Annotated in this window: 19 protein-coding genes; 10 read left to right on the top strand and 9 right to left on the bottom strand. The window is 43.4% G+C overall.

What is annotated here, in order from left to right; translation table 11 throughout:
- The first annotated feature begins 10 nt into the window (after window positions 1–10).
- Window positions 11–1,492 (top strand): sodium:solute symporter, encoded by a 1,482-nt coding sequence (locus ACPD8L_RS16895; protein WP_421808941.1) that lies wholly within the window; start codon window positions 11–13, stop codon window positions 1,490–1,492.
- Here the strand turns inward: ACPD8L_RS16895 and ACPD8L_RS16890 are convergent.
- The gene (locus ACPD8L_RS16890; RefSeq protein ID WP_421808940.1) at window positions 1,476–1,835 is read right to left on the bottom strand and encodes a CoA-binding protein; all 360 of its coding nucleotides are present in this window, start codon (window positions 1,833–1,835) and stop codon (window positions 1,476–1,478) included. The two genes, ACPD8L_RS16895 and ACPD8L_RS16890, sit on opposite strands and share 17 nt — an antisense overlap.
- Before the next feature lie 344 nt (window positions 1,836–2,179).
- Here ACPD8L_RS16890 and ACPD8L_RS16885 point away from each other — a divergent pair, with 344 nt between their 5' ends.
- On the top strand, window positions 2,180–4,633 hold the full coding sequence (locus ACPD8L_RS16885) for a TonB-dependent receptor (protein ID WP_423944797.1): 2,454 nt from the start codon (window positions 2,180–2,182) through the stop codon (window positions 4,631–4,633).
- Between the two features lie 96 nt (window positions 4,634–4,729).
- Here the strand turns inward: ACPD8L_RS16885 and ACPD8L_RS16880 are convergent, their stop codons facing one another.
- On the bottom strand, window positions 4,730–5,269 hold the full coding sequence (locus ACPD8L_RS16880; protein WP_423944795.1) for a pyridoxamine 5'-phosphate oxidase family protein: 540 nt from the start codon (window positions 5,267–5,269) through the stop codon (window positions 4,730–4,732).
- A 1-nt stretch (window position 5,270) separates the two neighbouring features.
- A complete protein-coding gene (locus ACPD8L_RS16875) occupies window positions 5,271–6,284 on the bottom strand; it encodes a 3-oxoacyl-ACP synthase III family protein (RefSeq protein WP_421808937.1) in 1,014 nt (337 codons plus the stop codon).
- A 391-nt stretch (window positions 6,285–6,675) separates the two neighbouring features.
- Here ACPD8L_RS16875 and htpG point away from each other — a divergent pair, with 391 nt between their 5' ends.
- Both htpG and ACPD8L_RS16865 read left to right on the top strand, forming a co-directional pair.
- On the top strand, window positions 6,676–8,565 hold the full coding sequence (htpG, locus tag ACPD8L_RS16870; RefSeq protein WP_423944791.1) for a molecular chaperone HtpG: 1,890 nt from the start codon (window positions 6,676–6,678) through the stop codon (window positions 8,563–8,565).
- A 132-nt stretch (window positions 8,566–8,697) separates the two neighbouring features.
- Window positions 8,698–9,057: a DoxX family protein gene (locus ACPD8L_RS16865; RefSeq protein ID WP_116219389.1), complete on the top strand. Its 360-nt coding sequence runs from the start codon at window positions 8,698–8,700 to the stop codon at window positions 9,055–9,057.
- On the opposite strand, the gene ACPD8L_RS16860 is transcribed toward ACPD8L_RS16865, so the two are convergent.
- Window positions 9,049–9,465, bottom strand: a complete 417-nt coding sequence (locus ACPD8L_RS16860) for a hypothetical protein (RefSeq protein WP_421808934.1) — start codon at window positions 9,463–9,465, stop codon at window positions 9,049–9,051. The two genes, ACPD8L_RS16865 and ACPD8L_RS16860, sit on opposite strands and share 9 nt — an antisense overlap.
- Window positions 9,458–10,051, bottom strand: a complete 594-nt coding sequence (locus ACPD8L_RS16855; RefSeq protein ID WP_421808933.1) for an RNA polymerase sigma factor — start codon at window positions 10,049–10,051, stop codon at window positions 9,458–9,460. Before ACPD8L_RS16855 ends, ACPD8L_RS16860 begins: the two co-directional genes overlap by 8 nt.
- 115 nt (window positions 10,052–10,166) lie before the next feature.
- Here ACPD8L_RS16855 and ACPD8L_RS16850 point away from each other — a divergent pair, with 115 nt between their 5' ends.
- Both ACPD8L_RS16850 and ACPD8L_RS16845 read left to right on the top strand, forming a co-directional pair.
- Window positions 10,167–10,514 (top strand): DUF6249 domain-containing protein, encoded by a 348-nt coding sequence (locus ACPD8L_RS16850; RefSeq protein WP_116219386.1) that lies wholly within the window; start codon window positions 10,167–10,169, stop codon window positions 10,512–10,514.
- Between the two features lie 66 nt (window positions 10,515–10,580).
- A complete protein-coding gene (locus ACPD8L_RS16845; RefSeq protein ID WP_423944785.1) occupies window positions 10,581–11,213 on the top strand; it encodes an MOSC domain-containing protein in 633 nt (210 codons plus the stop codon).
- Window positions 11,214–11,261: 48 nt separating this feature from the next.
- Here the strand turns inward: ACPD8L_RS16845 and ACPD8L_RS16840 are convergent, their stop codons facing one another.
- A complete protein-coding gene (locus tag ACPD8L_RS16840; protein ID WP_116219384.1) occupies window positions 11,262–11,642 on the bottom strand; it encodes a hypothetical protein in 381 nt (126 codons plus the stop codon).
- A gap of 208 nt (window positions 11,643–11,850) precedes the next feature.
- Here ACPD8L_RS16840 and ACPD8L_RS16835 point away from each other — a divergent pair, with 208 nt between their 5' ends.
- Window positions 11,851–12,720 carry an AraC family transcriptional regulator gene (locus ACPD8L_RS16835; RefSeq protein WP_129656205.1) on the top strand — a complete coding sequence of 290 codons (870 nt, stop codon included), beginning with the start codon at window positions 11,851–11,853 and terminating at the stop codon, window positions 12,718–12,720.
- 12 nt (window positions 12,721–12,732) lie between these two features.
- Here the strand turns inward: ACPD8L_RS16835 and ACPD8L_RS16830 are convergent, their stop codons facing one another.
- Window positions 12,733–13,503, bottom strand: a complete 771-nt coding sequence (locus ACPD8L_RS16830) for a S1/P1 nuclease (protein ID WP_116219383.1) — start codon at window positions 13,501–13,503, stop codon at window positions 12,733–12,735.
- Window positions 13,504–13,667: 164 nt separating this feature from the next.
- Between ACPD8L_RS16830 and ACPD8L_RS16825 the strand changes: the two genes are divergently transcribed.
- The 3 genes from ACPD8L_RS16825 to ACPD8L_RS16815 all read left to right on the top strand — a co-directional run bounded on the left by ACPD8L_RS16825 (window position 13,668) and on the right by ACPD8L_RS16815 (window position 17,951).
- Window positions 13,668–15,866 carry a DUF5916 domain-containing protein gene (locus tag ACPD8L_RS16825; RefSeq protein WP_423944781.1) on the top strand — a complete coding sequence of 733 codons (2,199 nt, stop codon included), beginning with the start codon at window positions 13,668–13,670 and terminating at the stop codon, window positions 15,864–15,866.
- 77 nt (window positions 15,867–15,943) lie between these two features.
- On the top strand, window positions 15,944–17,206 hold the full coding sequence (locus tag ACPD8L_RS16820; RefSeq protein WP_421808929.1) for a DUF819 family protein: 1,263 nt from the start codon (window positions 15,944–15,946) through the stop codon (window positions 17,204–17,206).
- A gap of 46 nt (window positions 17,207–17,252) precedes the next feature.
- On the top strand, window positions 17,253–17,951 hold the full coding sequence (locus tag ACPD8L_RS16815; RefSeq protein ID WP_116219380.1) for a DUF4369 domain-containing protein: 699 nt from the start codon (window positions 17,253–17,255) through the stop codon (window positions 17,949–17,951).
- Here ACPD8L_RS16815 and ACPD8L_RS16810 read toward each other — a convergent pair whose 3' ends face one another.
- Both ACPD8L_RS16810 and ACPD8L_RS16805 read right to left on the bottom strand, forming a co-directional pair.
- A complete protein-coding gene (locus ACPD8L_RS16810; RefSeq protein WP_421808927.1) occupies window positions 17,952–18,224 on the bottom strand; it encodes a hypothetical protein in 273 nt (90 codons plus the stop codon).
- Window positions 18,225–18,249: 25 nt separating this feature from the next.
- On the bottom strand, window positions 18,250–19,218 hold the full coding sequence (locus ACPD8L_RS16805; RefSeq protein ID WP_423944777.1) for a type I phosphomannose isomerase catalytic subunit: 969 nt from the start codon (window positions 19,216–19,218) through the stop codon (window positions 18,250–18,252).
- Window position 19,219: the final 1 nt, after the last annotated feature.

Genomic DNA, 19,219 nt, shown 5'->3' with positions numbered 1-19,219 from the left:
AAATACATTTATGACATCCTCACAAATTCTCCTACTCATCGGTGCCTATTTCTTGGTGCTGATACTAATTTCTTATTTTACCGGTAAAAATGACTCCAACGCTGATTTTTTCAAGGCAGGGAAACAGTCTCCTTGGTATGTGGTAGCTTTTGGCATGGTGGGCGCTTCGCTTTCCGGGGTCACATTTATTTCGGTTCCAGGGTGGGTAGAAGATATTCAATTCAGCTATATGCAGGTGGTACTGGGATATCTTTTCGGGTATTTTGTGGTGGCTTTTGTATTGTTGCCGCTCTACTACAAACTTAATCTAACCTCCATTTATGAATATCTGTTGGAGCGTTTTGGTGCGGTAAGTCATAAAACCGGGGCCTTTTTCTTTTTCATCTCCAGGGTTTTGGGTGCCGCTTTCCGATTGTACCTAGTGGCCATAGTATTGCAACAGTTTGTTTTTGACGACCTCGGGGTGCGGTTTGAGTTCACCGTGATCATCTCCATTTTGTTGATTTGGCTCTATACCAACCGTGGTGGCATTAAAACCATTGTCTGGACCGATACTTTGCAAACTCTTTTTATGCTCATTGCGGTAGTACTATCCATTGTATTGATCAATGATGCACTGGGATGGAGTTTTGGGGAATTCTTGACTTCCGATGAACTTAAGGACTATAGTTCTTTCTTAAAGACCGATGACTTTTTGGACCGAAATTACTTTATCAAATCCTTTGTTGGCGGAATGTTCGTGACCATCTGTATGACAGGGCTGGACCAAGATATGATGCAGAAGAACCTTACTTGTAAATCATTGAAGGACGCGCAAAAGAATATGGTATCCTTTAGTTTTGTTTTGGTGGGGGCCACCTTTTTGTTCATGCTGTTGGGAGCCCTACTTTTTATTTACGCCAAACGAAATAACATAGCCGTCCCCCTAATGGATGGAACTCCGAAAACCGATTTACTTTTCCCGGAAATTGCACTGAACGGTGGATTGGGACTTGCACTCGCGGTCACCTTTATGCTGGGACTCATTGCTGCAGCTTATAGTAGCGCGGATAGTGCGCTTACCTCCCTGACGACTTCTTTCTGTGTGGATTTTTTGAATGTGGAGAAAAAGGATGAGGCAGAACAAAAGAAAGTGAGAAAGCGTACCCACATTGCCATGAGCATATTGTTGGTCTTGGTCATCATTGCCTTTAAATATATTCTGAGCAGCAATGTGATCGATAGTCTTTTGACCGTGGCAGGGTACACCTACGGACCACTATTGGGACTTTTCGCCTTTGGTATTTTCACCAAACATACCATCCATGACAAATATGTTTGGCTCGTGGCCTTACTTTCAGTAGTGACCATTGTATTGGTCGCCAATGTGCCAGCATCCTATTTGGGCGGATATGTGGTTGGATATGAACTTCTACCGCTAAATGGGCTATTGACCTTTTTTGGACTTTGGCTGATTCGGAAAAAGGGAGCAAACCTCAGTACTGCCCAGTAGCGAGAAGGACCAAGGTACAGGCTTCCTGTACCTCAATACCTTCCTTTGAAAGGATTTCTTGGAACTCCGGGTTTTCCGTACCAGGGTTAAAAATGACCCTTCGCGGTTTTAAATCCACTATCTTTTGATAGTATTCCTTTTGCCTTTTTGGGTTTAAATACAAGGTTACCGTATCTATATTTTGAAAATTGTCCAAGTTGTCCTTAATTTGTACTCCTGATACAGTTCCCCTACTTATCCCAAATGCGGTTGTTTCCTCATGGTTTTCAACCAATCTACGAATTGCTATATTGCTGTATCTTCCAGGGTTTGTAGAAGCCCCAATGACAAGTGTTTGGCCCATTTGTTAATTTATGTGTTAAACTGGGTTAAAGATTGCAACTTTTTATAAAAAATAACGTCTATTGTATATAAGAAATCATTCATTGGTAAGACTGTATTTTTTTATAGTTAATGGTTAGTGTTTAGTATAGCTTATCAATGTAAAACCCTGGCAGTCAACTTCGGTTGAATATGTCAGGGTTTCTTTTTTTCAACCCTATGTTGGTCCGCATGTTTACCCTCAACTTACACCTTTGCCGCACCGCATTTGTTAAAGAATGTTAAAATCAATTTAAAGTGTAACATTCCAACCCTGATACCGTCTTGTAGGTATCATCGTCAATCTAATCAAAAAACGAACAGCTCATGAAAAAAGTAGTCTTACTTTTTGCACTGCTCTTATGTAGTGTACCCTCAACCAAACTTTTTGGAAACAACCCGGAAAACGAAGCTTTTGGCTCCATATCCGGCACCGTTATTGACAACACTCTCCAAGAACCCATTGCCTATGCAGCCGTGGTGATAAAATCCGAGGATGGCACAGAGACCATTACCGGTGGCATCACCTCGGAGGATGGTTCCTTTGAAATCAACAAACTCCCTGATGGCTCTTTTGTACTGGAAGTACAATTTATTGGGTATAAGACCCACTCACAGCCCTTGGTCATCTCCAAGAACAACCGAAACTTAAAGGTGGGCACCATCACTTTGATGGAGAACACCGAGGAACTGGCTGAAGTGGAAGTGGTTGCCGAACGTACCACCATAGAACAGCGGGTAGATAGAAAGGTCATCAATGTGGGCAAGGACTTGACCACGGCAGGTGCCACTGCTTCAGATATTATGAACAACATTCCATCGGTAAACGTGGATGCCCAGACCGGGGACATCACCCTAAGGGGCAACTCCAATGTACGGGTCATGGTAGACGGAAAACTATCCAATGTACCCGTAGCGCAATTGTTGCGTCAAATTCCATCTACCTCCATTAAATCCATTGAATTGATCACCAACCCATCCGCCAAGTACAATCCGGAAGGGATGAGTGGTATCATCAATATTGTACTGCACAAAAACGCCAATATTGGGTTCAACGGAAACGTAAACCTTGGACTCACCAAAGGAATTGAGGCCAAATTCAACAGCTCCATTGATTTGAACTACCGAAACGGGAAGTTCAACTTTTACGGAAACTACGGCAACAACATTGGGAAATATGTCAATGACGGAAGTATTTTCAGGCTGGAGGAGAACTCACTGCAAGAGTTTGATTTCTTCAACAACAACAAATCCCACTTGTACAAATTGGGGGTTGACTTCTACCTTAATGATAAGAATACCATTTCTTTCTTCACCAACCAGAACATTTTTGAGGGCGATGGAAGCGGTATCACCGATGTAACCTACAATACGGATGCCTCCCGCAACGTGACCCAGTTTTTCAACGATGTTTCGGACAACCGAAGCGAACAGTACAACTTTAACTACAAGCTGGATTTTGGCAAGGAAGGCCACAATATTGAATTGGAGGTAGACCATAACCGTTTTGAGAACAACCAAGATGCCAATTTCAGGTCTGTGGGTGCCTCACTATATCCTAACTACATGGATTTTGTGGATACGGAAAGAACCCAGACCATTGCCAACTTGGACTACGTGAATCCGTTGGACAGTATCTCCAAATTGGAAGTTGGATTGGAATCCAGAAACTTTGAAACCGATGTGGACTATGCCTCCACCGGTTCTTCATTCAACTCGAACGGTGTTTTGGTACCCACTCCCGACACGAACTTTGTTTACGGGATGGATATCTACTCGGCCTATGCCACTTTTGGTCAAAACTACGAGAAGTGGTCCTATCAAATGGGGGTACGTATTGAAGATGTGGAGGTTCAAGCGGATACCAACCAAGTACGGGCCTTTACCGATAAGTATACCGAAATATATCCTTCGGCCTTTGTAACCTATAGCCCCAACGAAAAGAACCAACTCCAGGTAAGCTACAGCAGACGTGTGGACCGTCCCGGATTGCAACAGGTAAATCCTATCAGGGAGTTTGCCACACCGCTGATCTCTTCTTTTGGTAACCCGAATTTGGTGCCCCAGTTCACTAGCTCCTATGAGGCCAATTATACACGTCGCATTAAAAATGGTAGTATTACCGGAGGGGTGTTTTACCGAAGCATCAAGGATGAGATCAACAGGGCTGTTTTTGTAGACCGATTGGATTTCAACAAAATCATACTCACCTTTGATAACTTTGATGAAACCTCTGCCTATGGATTTGAACTTTCATCCAACTACAGACCGGCAAAATGGTGGAACATCAATGGAAGTTTCGATATTTTCTCCCAAACCAATAGAGGTATCACAGAGAGTATTCCCGGCAACATTCCCGATCCCACTGAGGATGATATTACCGTGGAAAGCGTTAAGGTGGACAACACGGCTTGGAACCTACGGATGAACAACAGTTTTACCGTAACCAAAAAGCTGACGCTACAGGCCTTTGGATTTTATCGAGGCAAAAACCGTAACATCCAATTTAATGTAAAGCCCATGTACTTTGTAAACTTGGGAGCCCGATATAGCTTTGCCGAAGGCAAGGGAACGCTCAGTTTCAATTACAACGACATCTTCAACACCATGCGCTTTGCCTTTGAAGGAGACCGCCCCTATTTGCAAGAGGGAGGATTCAACTGGGAGAGCAACAATGTATATGTAGGATTGTCCTATCAGTTTGGAAGTGGTAAAAACCGTGCCAAGCAACGAAAAAGAAGGGACAACCGTACTAAAGATACGGGTGGCGGCATCCTATAACCCAACATTGGTATCCTCTGCAAAAAAGTGTTGGTTGGTTAATATTGCAAGAGGTATCAATAAAAAACCCCGGTCTGGAAAGATCGGGGTTTTTATTTAGTCAAACTTATGCGGGAGACCATCCAAACTGACGGTGTTTTTCTTCTCCCAATATTTTTTCAGACCACTTTCTCCCTGCTTTTGTGCCCAATCCACCAGTTCTTTCCGTTGGTGTTGGTATTCCATAATGGGAATTCCCATACCGCATGAGGTCTGCACTTTTTCAATATGTACGTCAACCAACTGCCTACCACCCGCGATTTCGGGAAACAACCCAATATACTCTTCCCACTCAGTACTATTATAGGAATAGACCTTTGCTGTTCCATACAATCGTAAAATCAAAGGGTCGCCCTCAAAGGCACAGAACATAAGGGTAATTCGGTTTTTGTGCTCCAAATGGATGGCCGTTTCATTTCCGCTTCCGGTAAGGTTGAGCCAAATGACCCGTTGGGAATTGATCACTCTCAATGAATCCAATCCTTTTGGGGACAGGTTCACGGAACCCTCATCCATGGCCGTGGCCACAAAGAACATTTTTTGGTTTTTGATGAATTCAATCAGTGGCGGGGTCAGCTCCGGGATCTGTCTTCCCATATTACCATCTAATGATTACACTTCCCCAGGTAAAGCCACTACCAAATGCAGCCAAGACCACCAAGTCGCCTTCTTTGACCTTCCCTTGTTCCCATGCCTCGGTAAGGGCAATGGGTATCGAGGCCGCTGTGGTATTCCCATAGCTCATGATGTTGTTGAAAACCTGATCATCCGAAAGTCCGAACTTCTTTTGTATAAACTGCGAAATGCGCAAATTGGCCTGATGGGGGATCAACATATCAATATCCTGCGGACTCAAATTGTTTGCCGCCAACCCTTCCATGATTACCTCACTGAAACGGACCACGGCATTCTTAAAGACAAATTGTCCGTTCATATATGGAAAATAAGAGGTGTCCTCTTCACCGCTACCCACATCGGCCAAAATATCGTTCACCCAACGTTTTCCCATCCCCGGGGCAATCAGTGAAAGTTCTTCTGCATGTTGCCCTTCGGAGTGCAAATGGGACGATAAAATTCCTTTGGACGTGTCCTCTTCACGGGTGAGCACAGCCGCTCCGGCCCCATCACCAAATATTACGGAGACTCCCCTACCCCGAGTGGTCATGTCCAACCCATGGGAATGCAGTTCGGAACCAATGACCAGCACATTTTTGTACATGCCGCTTTTAATGTATTGGTCCGCTACGGATATGCCATACACAAATCCAGAACATTGGTTGCGTATATCCAAAGCGCCCACCGTCTTGATATCCAAATCGCGTTGCACCAAAACCCCCGGGCCTGGAAAGTAATAATCCGGGCTCAAGGTGGCGAACACAATAAAATCGATGTCGTTCTTATCAATCCCCGCCCTTTCAATAGCCTGTTGAGCCGCTTTTACCCCCATGGATGTGGTGGTATCGGTACCCTTGACCACATGTCTACGTTCCTTGATACCGGTCCGTTCCTGAATCCATTCGTCATTGGTGTCCATTATTTTGGACAAATCGTCGTTGGTGACCACATTTTCAGGCACATAGAATCCCAGTCCTGATATTCTTGAATTGTACATTATCCTATGTTTATAAATAAATTATCAAAAATTAGGGGCTATTTAACGGAAAAGTAAAAAATATATCCTTAGAACTGCACATTTATCAACAAAATAAACTTTCCATCAAGGTGGATATGGGTATTGAAAAAGGAAATGCACTTCCTAGCGAAAGTGCATTTCCAACAACCTAACCAATAAATAAAAGTGCGTTATAGATAATTCCATTTCATAGCAATCTTTCCTATAACGACATAAAGATACTATTTTTGTTTAATTTTTTAACCAAAAAGATAAACAAAATTATGTTAAATTTTCACCTCGCTCCTATGTCAAGGGTCAATGTCAGTTTGTCACCTTTATCAGTATGGTATTTTTTTTGTCCTAATGGCGTAAAGAAAATGTAAAAACAATGGCAACAGGTAAAATCAATGTTTCAGTAGAGAACATCTTTCCCTTGATCAAGAAGTTTCTGTACAGTGATCATGAAATCTTCTTAAGGGAGCTTATTTCAAATGCAACGGATGCAACCCTAAAGCTAAAGCACTTGACCTCCATTGGAGAGGCCAAGGTGGAATATGGAAATCCCATCATCGAGGTCAAAGTGGACAAGGACAACAAACGCATCCATATTTTGGACCAAGGGGTCGGGATGACAGAGGATGAAGTGAAAAAGTACATCAACGAGGTGGCTTTTTCGGGAGCAGAGGAGTTTTTGGACAAATATAAAGATGCCGGTAAGGACGCTGGAATCATAGGTCATTTTGGACTTGGTTTCTATTCGGCCTTTATGGTGGCGGAAAAGGTAGAGATCATCACCAAGAGTTTTAAGGACGAGCCCGCGGTACATTGGGTCTGTGATGGCTCCCCTGAATTCACCTTGGAAGAAGCCAAGAAAAAAGACAGGGGTACGGAGATCATCCTTCATATTGCGGAGGATTCCACCGAATTTTTGGAAGATGCCAAAATCCGTGAACTGCTGACCAAGTACAACAAGTTCATGCCCATTCCCATTAAATTTGGAACCCGCACCGAAACGCTTCCCAAACCGGAAGATGCCAAAGAGGACGAGCCGGCCCCAACAAAAGAGGTGGACGATATCATCAATAACCCCTCTCCAGCATGGACCAAGCAGCCCACCGACCTTAAGGACGAGGATTACAAGAATTTTTACAGGGAGCTTTATCCCATGCAGTTCGAGGAGCCTTTGTTCCATATCCATCTGAATGTGGACTATCCCTTCAACCTGACCGGAATCCTATATTTTCCAAAGTTGACGAATGACCTCAACATCCAGAAAGACAGGATACAATTGTACCAGAACCAAGTGTTTGTTACGGATAACGTGGAAGGTATTGTTCCTGAATTCCTGACCATGTTGCGTGGGGTCATTGATTCCCCGGACATTCCCTTGAACGTATCACGATCTTATCTGCAGGCCGATGGCGCCGTGAAGAAAATCTCTTCCTACATCACCAGAAAGGTGGCCGATAAGTTGAGTTCCCTATTCAAGAACAACCGTGAGGATTTTGAACAAAAATGGAACGATATCAAAATCGTGATTGAATACGGGATGCTTTCCGAAGAGAAATTCTTTGAAAAAGCCGATAAGTTTGCCCTTTACCCTACCGTGGATGGCAAGTTTTACACTTTTGAGGAACTGGAGGCCAAAATCAAGGACAACCAGACCGATAAAGATGGCAAATTGGTAGTGCTTTATGCTTCGGATATGGAAGCACAACACAGCTACATTGAAGCCGCCAAGGCAAAAGGCTATGAGATTTTGCTAATGGACTCCCCCATTGTTTCCCATTTGATGCAGAAACTGGAGGGCTCCAAGGAAAATCTATCCTTTGTCCGCGTGGATTCTGACCATATAGACAACTTGGTCAAAAAAGAGGATACGGCCATTTCCAAATTGTCCGATGAAGAAAAAGACCGCCTAAAGGAAAATTTGGAGAAAGTCATCAGTACCGATAAAGGATATACCATTCAATTGGAGGCCATGGACAGCAATGCTTCCCCCTTCATCATCACCGAACCGGAATTTATGCGCCGCATGAAGGAAATGCAACGAACCGGAGGTGGCGGAATGTTTGGTATGGGCAACATGCCCGATATGTACAACCTTATCGTGAACACCAACCATGAGTTGGTCAGCGAGATATTGAACACCAAAACCGACAAAAAGAGGGAACGTTTGATCAATCAATCCCTGGATTTGGCCCGATTGAGCAAAGGTCTGCTTAAAGGGGAAGAGCTCACTAAGTTCATTAGTCGTAGCTACGATATGATCAAGTAAACATCTATCTACAACAATACTGTCACATCGAGCGCAGTCGAGATGCAATTCTTCTATATCCTAAATAAGAGTTCTCGACTGCGCTCGAACTGACAATTTCCCTTTTGGTATCCATTTTCCTATTTTTAGGATATGGAAACCCCTTGGCATCTTTATGCAATGGCCGTACTGTACCTAGTTGCAGGCTTGGCCCATTTTATATTTCCCAAGATGTATTTGCGTATTATGCCCCGTTACCTCCCCTATCCCAAATTTTTGGTGTTCTTGAGTGGTGTGGCCGAAATGGTTTTAGGGCTGGGCCTATGTTTTCCGGTGACCAGAAACCTGAGTGCCTATGGAATCATTGCCATGTTGATTGTATTTCTGACGGTGCACTTTTACATGCTTTCCGGAAAAAAAGAGGCTGCCGGAATCCCCAAATGGATTTTAATCCTCCGGATTCCATTACAATTTGTATTGATGTACTGGGCTTATGGGTATATATCACCCTAAGGTCCCGTGTTGGTCCAAATAACGTTTTAGCCAAGGTATTTGCACAAAAAATAACACCCCAAAGAGCAAGACAGCATATAGGGTTGCCTTGGAAGCGGTATATCCCTCCATCCAACGCCATGTATTGGAGAAATCCAAATTCCACTGCATATTTTTAAACCATCCTTGACTGGAATCAAAACCATAGGTCATCAGCAGATAAACAAACCCAGCCACAAAGCCCAGAAACAGGACTGTGAGGAGCTTTTTCGGCAAAAGGGGCTGGGACACAAATACCTGCTGTTGGGATTGCGCCTCAATCTTTGCCATGAGTTTTTCGGTAAAATCCGGTGAGGGCGACTCCAAGGAAGTTTCCCCCATAACCTTGTCCACAAATGTTTCCAGTTCCTTTTTTTGTTGCTCATCCATTGTTTTGAAGTATTTCTGGTTTTAACTGGCCCTCCAATACCGCTGCCAATTTTTTCCTTGCCCGGAACAGTCGCACCTTTAACGAACTTACCGGAACATTCAATATATGTTCAATTTCCAAAAGACTTTTCTCCTCAAAATAAAATAGGGTCAATAGTCCTGCATCCTCACTGGGCAACTTTGCCAAGCATTGCCCTACAAGCCTTCCCCGCTCTTCCCTAACCATTTTGTCAAAGGCCGTATCCATTTCCGTAAAGATAAAATCTTCCATGTCGCCAACGTCCAAGAATGTTCTGCTCTTCCGTAACCGTATCCGGTCCAAACAGGCGTTGTAGGCAATCCTATAGATCCATGTCGATATCTTGGAATCACCCTTAAAGCGCTCCAACGAGTGGAATACCTTTATAAAGGTATCCTGTGACACCTCCTCGGCCTCTTCCCGGTTGCCCAGCATACGAAGGGCCAAGGTATAGACCAAATCCTTGTATCTATTGACCAATTCAGAAAATGCACGGGTATTTCCCTTGCGAATGCTCTGGATCAATTTTCTTTCCTTGGTGGTCAACATTACAGATTGGACGTCCAACCCATAGTTTTGGTTACATCAATTCCATTTTTTTCTGAAACCTTGTAACCTGGTCCACAAAAAACCCGTCATAGGTACAAAACCGATAACGTATAATCATTAAAAACGAACAATCATGGGATCTGAAGTAATCATCTTACCCGTAATTTTTGGAGCAGTCTTTGCGATTGCCTATCTGTACTATTCAACCCGGAACAAAGAACGCATGGCCTTAATAGAGAAAGGAGCCGATGCCAGCATCTTTTTTCAGGGAAAACGTGAAGGCAAAGTTCCTTTTTGGAAAATCATCCTTATCAATGTCGCCCTACTCTCTATCGGTATTGGCATAGCCATTTTTCTGGCTGCTTTTCTGGTTTATAACTTGGGAGTAAATGAAGATGTAGCCTATCCCGGAACCATTTTCCTAATGGCAGGGGTTGGGTTATTGGTGGGATTTGCCGTCGCCAAGCGTTTGGAAAAATAGTATGTCCCATTGAAAACATGATGAAAAACCATCGCAGATTGCGATGGTTTTTTTTACCTTGGAGGCATGCAAATCATCTCCACCAACTTAGGAAAACCCACTGAAGTTTCTTGGAACGGCAAGTTGATCACCACCGGTATTTATAAATCCCCGGTGGACACACCTTTACTTTTGGAAACCGAAAGTGTGTCGGGGGACACCATTGGAGACCGTAAGGTGCATGGAGGCATCTACAAGGCCTGTTATTTGTTTTCGGCCGAACAATATCCGTATTGGAAGGAAAAATACCCCCATTTGGATTGGAATTGGGGCATGTTTGGTGAAAACCTTACCGTTAAAGGATTGGATGAATCCCAAATAAGAGTGGGCAGTATATACAGATTGGGTACCGCGTTGGTCCAGATAACACAACCTAGGGAGCCTTGTTTTAAGCTCGGTTTGAAGTTTAGAACCCAAGAAATACTGAAACAATTTATAGACCATGGATGGCCCGGTACCTATGTTCGGATTTTGGAAGTAGGAAAAGTTAACTCTGGCGATACCATGGAAATGGTAGAGGAGTCCAACAACCCATTGACCACCCAGCAATTCTACAGGCTTTTGTATGCCAAAGAAAAAGACAAGACTGCCCTAAAATTGGCCATATCCAATGATTCCCTCCCCTTGCACAAAAGGGAACGGCTTAAAAAATTTCTATAAAAAAAGGGGCCAAATGGCCCCCATGCACATAAAAATTAACTAAACAAACTATTTTACAACCATGGTCTCTGTGTAAGTTCCCAACTTATCGACCACAACCACGGTGTATTTATCTTCAAAGGCTTTTTCAAAGTTGAATGCTTTTTCAACAACCACTTTTCCATCTATGGTTTCATTATAAACCAACCTTTTCTGACTGTCATATACTTTAACCGTAACTTTTTCCTGTGATAGATTCAAAAGGTTCATCATCAATTTCCCTCCCTTTTTCACAAAAACGGGCTCTACCTTCACATTGACCAACTTCAATTCCACCTCACTCTTGGCATTCCCTTTCTTATCAAAAGAATCCTTGGATATATTGGCAAGTCCTATTGTTGTTGCAAAAAGGAACATCACCGCTACGGTATATCTTTCTACTGTTTTCATAACTTTTTGTTTTTGGATTACAGTACAAATCTATTGCAGGATATTCCCCGGAAACACTACCATCTTTTCCAGTATATGTACAATTTTACCCTATGATTATACTTAAAATTAGGTTAATGGTAAAATACCATATATTTTGGTTAATTTTGTGGAGACACCGTTTTATGGACCACTATAATTTTACATTGTGAAAAAGAATACGGCCAAAATGATTCAAAAACCTGCTTTTGAGGCAATTGCACCCAGTTTTGGGCACTCATTCCTATATCAAAAATTCAGTGAACGGCATGAGAACAAGAACATTGGCTGGCATTACCACCCCGAACTGGAGCTGGTCTATATTAACGGAGGCTCTGGAAAAAGACAAATAGGCAGCCATGTGTCCTATTTTAGAAATGGGGACCTGATTCTCATTGGGTCCAATTTGCCCCATTGTGGTTTTACCGATAAGTTAACTGGCAACAAAAGTGAGACCCTGATACAGATGAAGGCAGATTTTTTGGGAAGCGACTTTTTCAGCATCCCAGAGATGAAGAACATCCAAAAACTGTTCGAAGTGGCTAAGGGCGGTATTGCCTTTTCGGGAAAGACCAAGACCAAAGTGGGTGAAAAAATGGAGATTCTGGAATACCAGACCGATTTTCAACGCCTGCTTTCCATTTTGAACATTTTGAATGTATTGGCCACCTCGGACGAAATCAAGGTGTTGAATGGGGAAGGCTTTTCCATGGAAACGGAGGTAAAGGACAACGACCGTATCAATATTGTCTTCAACCATGTAAAGACCAATTTTAAAGAGGATATCAGTCTAGGTGAAATTGCAGACTTGGTAAGTATGACGGTTCCCTCTTTTTGTCGCTATTTTAAAAAAATCACCAATAAGACCTTTACCCAGTTCGTGAACGAATACCGTTTGGTGCATGCTTCCAAACTACTGGCCGAGCAGCCCATCAGCATTACGCAGGTGTGCTATGACAGCGGTTTCAACAACTTTTCGCATTTCAACAAGTCGTTCAAGGCCTTTACCGGACAAAACCCATCCGAGTACAGAAATCAGCTCAAAACCGTTTTGCAATAAATAAAACCTTGTTTAGCTGAACAGATCGTTCAAGACCTTGGCCAATCGCAATCCCCCTTTTTGTAGTTGTTCGAACAATAGATCATTGTAATCATAGGTATACCGATAGCCTAGTTTTTCACCCACCTCGGCAGATTCGTAAAGCGTGGCGCAAATTTCATGGGACTCATCCACCCAATCGTAAATAGTCCCCTCTTGGATTTTTTTACGCTCTTTACGGGAAACCCCACGATCTAATTCCGTTGCCATTTCAGTATAGGTCATTCCGTAGGATACGATCAAATCCTTGTCCCATACCCTATGCAGATTGCTTCCTTGGCCGAACCACTGCACTTGGATATCATTTCCTCCCTTATCCTCTGCCCTACTGGCATGCATGGGCTGATGTAGATCTCCAATGAGGTGAATCAACATTTTTAAATGAAAAACCCGATCTGCCCTGCTATTGTTTTTGTTCTTGACTACCTTGGTACACTCCTCAATAGCAGTGATAATATCCCCGTACTTGCTTTTTTCTGAATCCACATACCTCATCCCCAAAGGATAGTTCACATAATGCCACGCCGAGAATTTGGAATAGGAACGATCGGCCTTGATTTCATCGGCATAGTTGGAAACAAAGGCCAGACTATGCCCTTCCAAAAGGTCGTTCAGGGCCCTTTTGGCCTTTCCTGTCAAATGATTTTGAGCAATATGTCCCGTTACCCGGTGACCTGTTTTGCCCCAAAAGTTACCAAAGGTGCATAAGGGTACAAGTAAAAAAAGAAGTATGGCTTTTCGCATCATTCAAGGTTTGTCCAAAAGTAGGGAACTCTAAAACTAAAAATCGGGACAAGTAAACACCATTTTTTGTAACCTACTACTAATGAGAAATGTTACAACAAAACTTTGGGATTTTTTTAACGAACCTAACACTTAAATTTGGGGCACCGACTAGACTCAAAACAATGCTAAAATTCCGTCTTGTACTTGCTACAACACTATTTCCTTTGCTATTTTTTGCGCAAACCCAATCCAAAAGCTTTACCGTTAAATTCATCAATGACCCCATACAGGTAGATGGTGTTTTGGATGAATCGGTTTGGGAAATTGCCGAAAGTGCCCATGATTTTCAACAATATTTTCCCTCTGATTCCACTTTGGCCGCACAACAGACCGACATTAAGATGCTGTACAATGCCACCACCCTTTTCATTGGTATTAAACTCAACACCGAAGGGGACAATTATGTGATTCCTTCCTTGGAAAGAGATTATAGGGCTGGGGGAAACGACAATATCAGTTTGTTGTTCGATACGTTCAACGATGGCACCAACGCTTTCCTTTTTGGGATGAACCCCTACGGGGTCCGAAGGGAGGCCCTGATTTCCAACGGAGGGGCCGGTCCAAGTGGTTTCACCACTTCTTGGGATGTGAAATGGCAGGGCGAAACCCGATTGTATGATGGGTATTACGTATGCGAACTGGCCATTCCACTGACCTCGTTCAAGTTTAAACAAGGGGAGACCAAATGGCGGTTCAACAGCTACCGATTTGATATGCAGACCAATGAAACCAGCACCTGGATGGAAATTCCCCAAAACCAATTGATCTATAGTTTGGCTTTTATGGGAGATATGGTCTTTGAAAAGCCCTTGGGGAAATCCCGCACCCCTATGGCCATCATTCCTTATGTAAATGGCATTGTGGGCAAGGATTACGAGAACGACAATGACCTCAGCGCCTTGAATTTTGGTGGGGATGCGAAGGTATCCATTGGCAATGGAATGAATTTGGACATTACGGTGAACCCCGATTTCTCCAACGTGGAAGTGGATAATTTTGTGACCAACCTTACCCGCTTTGAAATTTCGCTACCTGAAAGAAGGCAGTTCTTTATTGATAACAGTGATCTTTTTGGGTCCTTTGGTAGTGAAGAGGATGCCAACCCCTTCTTTTCAAGAAGAATTGGCATTGCGGAGGACTTGGAAGAAGAAACCATCGAGAACGGGATTATTGGTGGGGTTCGGCTCAGCGGCAAGCTCAATGAAAATCTGCGATTGGGTTTTTTGACCATACAGACCGAAAAGGATGAAGCCAATCATATAGCCAGTAACAACAATACGGTACTGGCCCTTCAACAGAGAATGTTCTCCCGTTCCAACCTTAGTTTCATTTTTGTGAACCGACAAACTTTTGATGACTATGATTTTTTGGAGGAAACGGACCGATACAACCGGGTTTTGGGACTGGATTACAATCTGGCCTCAGCGGACAACACCTGGACCGGAAAGTTCTTCTACCACAAATCCTTTGCCCACGAAATAGGTTCCCGGGATGCAGCTGGTGGGATAAACCTCAACTACAATTCCCGTTACCTCAATGTTGGGTTGAATGGCAACTTCATTGGTGAGGATTTCCGCTCAGATCTTGGTTTTATCAGAAGGGAAGACGTGGTGGTGGCCAAACCTTTTGTGGAGGTGAATTTTTGGCCAAAGAAAGGACAGTTAAATTTCCATGGATTTACTTTTAACCCCAATTTTGAGTGGAAACCCACCTTGGAATATAAGAATACCGACTATTTTATCTTTTCGGGGTGGCAAGCACAGTTCAAAACCCAGGAAGAGCTATCGGCACGTCTTTTTAACCGATTTACGTTTCTCACGGAGCCTTTTGATCCTACCGGGACCGATGGCGGTGTGGAACTTCCTGCTGATCAAGGGTACTACTACACCAGTTATGAAGTGGAATTCCAGAGTGATCGCCGAAAGGTCTTCTCCTATGCCCTTGAACCCGGATATGGCGATTTTTTTAATGGTACGCGATTTTCATTTGAAGGGGACATGAGCCTCCGCCTGCAACCTAAGGTCTTCCTTTCCCTAGGACTGAATTACGACAGCATAAAACTCCCCGATCCGTATGAAAGTGCGGATATATGGCTGGTAAGCCCCCGAATCAACATCACCTTCAACAAATCCATTTTTTGGTCCACCTTGATCCAATACAGCAACCAAAGGGACAATCTAGGCTTTAATTCAAGACTGCAATGGCGTTTTGCGCCCCTATCGGACCTTTTCTTGGTCTATAACGACAACTATTTTGTGAACTCCTTTATGCCCAGAAGCAGATCTATTAATTTAAAGCTGACCTATTGGCTGAACATTTGATCCTGTATTAGGTAAAGGTGCCTTATCACAACCATTTTTGATTTTCCTATATTTGGGGCTGTCACTATTGAAATTCTATGGATCAACTACCCTTTACAGAGGATACGGTCATTTTTGGACTCCTCTGTCTCTGCCTAGGTTTTGTTTTTTACACCTCATCCCTCAACACCGGTTTTTGGAAAAAATTCTACTCCATTGTACCCACGGTACTCATGTGTTATTTGCTCCCGGCCATTTTGGCCAGTTTGGGCATTGTGGATGAATCCTCTTCACAGACTTATTACATTGCCAGTAGATACCTCTTACCGGCAGCCTTGATTTTAATGACTTTGAGCATAGACCTTAAGGCTATTGCCAATCTGGGCTCCAAGGCCCTTATCATGTTCTTGACCGGTACGGCCGGAATCATCATTGGTGGTCCCGTGGCCATATTGATCGTTTCCATATTTTCCCCTGAAACAGTCGGCGGCAGTGGTTTTGATGCCGTATGGCGTGGACTGGCCACCATTGCGGGAAGTTGGATCGGAGGTGGTGCCAATCAGGCGGCCATGCTGGAAGTGTTCCAGTACAACCAAGAAAACTATGGGGGTATGGTATTGATCGATATTGTTGTGGCCAACCTTTGGATGGCCATCCTTTTATTGGGAATTGGCAAGACCAAGCAGATAGACCGCTGGTTCAAGGCAGATAATTCCTCTATTGAGGAATTGAAGGAAAAAGTATCTACCTATACCGAAAAGATTGCAAGGGTCACCTCGCTTAAGGATTTTATCATGATGCTGTTCTTTGCCTTTGCCGGAGTAGGCATTGCCCATTTTTTGGGTAGCCATTTCGCCGGTTTTCTGGAAGACAATTTTGAAGTCATCCGAAACAAACAAAAAATTCTATCCTCCTTAGGTTCCCAGTTTTTGTGGATGGTGGTATTTGCCACCGCCATTGGTATTGGGCTTTCTTTTACCAAGGCCAAAAACTACGAAGGTGCCGGGGCCAGTAAGATCGGTGGCATGTTCATCTACATTCTGGTGGCCACCATTGGCATGAAAATGGACTTGGGCAAGGTTTTAGAAAATCCCGGGCTTATTGCGATAGGCTTGATATGGATCACCATTCATGCCGGACTTTTGATCTTGGTGGCCAAACTTATCAAAGCTCCCTACTTTTTTCTTGCTGTGGGCAGTCAGGCCAATGTGGGAGGTGCGGCCTCCGCTCCCGTGGTCGCCGCGGAATTTCATCCTTCATTGACCTCAGTGGGGATTCTTTTGTCAGTTTTTGGGTATGTTGTGGGTACGGCCGGTGCTTATTTATGTGCTTTGTTGATGGAAGTCGCCGCCAAAGTTTAAATATTTCAGAAGTTTATTTGATATTTGCCCTGCAAAATTTTTATCGATGAAGAGGTTATTGTTCGTATTGTCATTGGGAATGTTGGTACTGTCTTGTGAAAAAAGTACAGAAAACACCATGACCGTTTCCGGAAACGTAAAAGGATTGAAAAAAGGAACCCTATATCTACAGCAGTTCAAGGATTCTACCCTTATGGTCTTGGATTCGCTGGAAATTGAGGGAGATGGGACCTTCAGTTTTTCAGAGGAGTTGGAAAGCCCGGATATTTTTTACCTCTACCTGAAAAAACAGGACAACAACGACCTCAACGACCGTATCACCTTTTTTGGTGAACCCGGACAAATCACCATCAACACCACTTGGAAGACCTTTGATATGGACCCAGAGGTATCCGGTTCCAAGTCCCATGAAAAATATCTGGAGTTCAATGAAATGATATCCAAATTCAACATTAGGGATATCTCTTTGGCACAACAGGCCGCACTACCAGAATTTCAGGAAGATTCCATCGCCTTGGATTCCCTACAGAATTTGGCGGATATCAATCTGGTAAGACGCTACCGATATGCCCTTAACTTTGGTTTGAACAATGGCGACTCGTACGCCACACCATACATTATGATGTCCGAGGCCAGCGACGCCAATCCAAAATATTTGGATTCAGTGTACAACGCCCTTACGCCAGAAGTAGCCTCCTCCAAATACGGAATGGCATTCCAAGACTTTTTAAGCAAGCAGGACTAACTAACTGGCAAGATTGTTCAAATCGTTGACCAATTGTGTGGCCTTTTCCTCGAGTTGGGCCCGCACACTTTTAAAATGTGCTTTTTGGTCCTCAACATTTTTTTGGTTGATTTTGTCCATGAGCTCATCAAAAGCTTCAATGGCCTTGTCAATGATGACCGTTCCCTCTTCGGATTCTTTGTTATCTGAGCCTGCCTCCCAAATGTAGACCGCTTCTATGATGTCTCCCAAGACAAAGTTGACATCCTTTTTTAAATCACGTATACTTGGCATACCAGTGTTTTTTATAAAGGTACTATTAAATGGTAACTTCCAAAAGTTTGGCGTTACCGGTATTTATTTCAATGGTGGAACTGGACGCTGCGACCAGCACCGTCTCTCCTTTTTGAATGGATGCAGTGCCCCAATCATTGGTAATCTGTGCCTCACCTCCCACACACATGTATATGGTAAATGAATCCCTTTGGGATACATCCAGTTTAAGGGGTTGGGTCAACTCCAAAAAGTTGGTTTTAAAATAGGGACAGTCCACCATGGTATTGGTTTCATCCTTACCCTTTGGGTAATCTACCTTAAAATCGTTCTTTCGCTCGTAATCAATGGCATCAACAGCCAAACTGGTATGGAGTTCCCTTAGGTTGCCATCCTTGTCCTTTCGGTCAAAGTCATAGACCCTATAGGTAACATCTGAGGTTTGCTGGATTTCGGCCAACAACACCCCAGCTCCTATGGCGTGTATCTTTCCGGTATTGATGAAATAAGTATCTCCTTCCTTTACCTCTTCATAATTCATCAAATCCAAAAGAGTACCGGACTCCAGACTTTCAATATATTCGCTTTTTTCAACATCCCTGTTGAAACCCACGATCAACTGGGCACCGGGATTGGCATCCATAATGTACCACATCTCTGTTTTTCCAAAGGAATTATGCCTTTTCTTGGCCAAGGCATCATTGGGATGCAATTGAATGGACAGGTCTTGTTTGGCATCGATAAATTTAATCAAAATGGGAAATTCATTCCCAAACCGTTCCATCACACCTTTTCCCAAGAGGCTTTCTCCCTGAAGGCTTATCAACTCTTGAAGTGAAGTTCCCTGCAAAGCCCCATTGGCCACTTCGGAAATATCTCCACTTACTCCGGAAAGTTCCCAGCTTTCGCCAGTAATATCACTTTCTATAGGTTTATTGAGTACATCTTTTAGTTTTGTTCCTCCCCAAAGACGTTCTTTGAGAATAGGCTTGAACTTTAAAGGGTATAAATCCATT

It is taken from the genome of Flagellimonas algicida (assembly GCF_049629585.1).
Lineage (GTDB): Bacteria > Bacteroidota > Bacteroidia > Flavobacteriales > Flavobacteriaceae > Flagellimonas.
Note: the sequence above shows the minus strand (reverse complement) of the source record. Positions and strands in the feature narration are given on the sequence as shown.

Bases quoted from the DNA above. Each gene is read 5' to 3' on its own strand.
- ACPD8L_RS16815 (WP_116219380.1), top strand. From the start codon at position 17,253: ATGAAGAGGTTATTGTTCGTATTGTCATTGGGAATGTTGGTACTGTCT.
- ACPD8L_RS16860 (WP_421808934.1), bottom strand. From the start codon at position 9,465: ATGGATGAGCAACAAAAAAAGGAACTGGAAACATTTGTGGACAAGGTT.
- ACPD8L_RS16885 (WP_423944797.1), top strand. From the start codon at position 2,180: ATGAAAAAAGTAGTCTTACTTTTTGCACTGCTCTTATGTAGTGTACCC.
- ACPD8L_RS16865 (WP_116219389.1), top strand. From the start codon at position 8,698: ATGGAAACCCCTTGGCATCTTTATGCAATGGCCGTACTGTACCTAGTT.
- ACPD8L_RS16890 (WP_421808940.1), bottom strand. From the start codon at position 1,835: ATGGGCCAAACACTTGTCATTGGGGCTTCTACAAACCCTGGAAGATAC.
- ACPD8L_RS16830 (WP_116219383.1), bottom strand. From the start codon at position 13,503: ATGCGAAAAGCCATACTTCTTTTTTTACTTGTACCCTTATGCACCTTT.
- ACPD8L_RS16875 (WP_421808937.1), bottom strand. From the start codon at position 6,284: ATGTACAATTCAAGAATATCAGGACTGGGATTCTATGTGCCTGAAAAT.
- ACPD8L_RS16805 (WP_423944777.1), bottom strand. From the start codon at position 19,218: ATGGATTTATACCCTTTAAAGTTCAAGCCTATTCTCAAAGAACGTCTT.
- ACPD8L_RS16840 (WP_116219384.1), bottom strand. From the start codon at position 11,642: ATGAAAACAGTAGAAAGATATACCGTAGCGGTGATGTTCCTTTTTGCA.
- htpG (WP_423944791.1), top strand. From the start codon at position 6,676: ATGGCAACAGGTAAAATCAATGTTTCAGTAGAGAACATCTTTCCCTTG.
- ACPD8L_RS16880 (WP_423944795.1), bottom strand. From the start codon at position 5,269: ATGGGAAGACAGATCCCGGAGCTGACCCCGCCACTGATTGAATTCATC.
- ACPD8L_RS16895 (WP_421808941.1), top strand. From the start codon at position 11: ATGACATCCTCACAAATTCTCCTACTCATCGGTGCCTATTTCTTGGTG.
- ACPD8L_RS16845 (WP_423944785.1), top strand. From the start codon at position 10,581: ATGCAAATCATCTCCACCAACTTAGGAAAACCCACTGAAGTTTCTTGG.
- ACPD8L_RS16825 (WP_423944781.1), top strand. From the start codon at position 13,668: ATGCTAAAATTCCGTCTTGTACTTGCTACAACACTATTTCCTTTGCTA.
- ACPD8L_RS16850 (WP_116219386.1), top strand. From the start codon at position 10,167: ATGGGATCTGAAGTAATCATCTTACCCGTAATTTTTGGAGCAGTCTTT.
- ACPD8L_RS16820 (WP_421808929.1), top strand. From the start codon at position 15,944: ATGGATCAACTACCCTTTACAGAGGATACGGTCATTTTTGGACTCCTC.
- ACPD8L_RS16835 (WP_129656205.1), top strand. From the start codon at position 11,851: ATGATTCAAAAACCTGCTTTTGAGGCAATTGCACCCAGTTTTGGGCAC.
- ACPD8L_RS16810 (WP_421808927.1), bottom strand. From the start codon at position 18,224: ATGCCAAGTATACGTGATTTAAAAAAGGATGTCAACTTTGTCTTGGGA.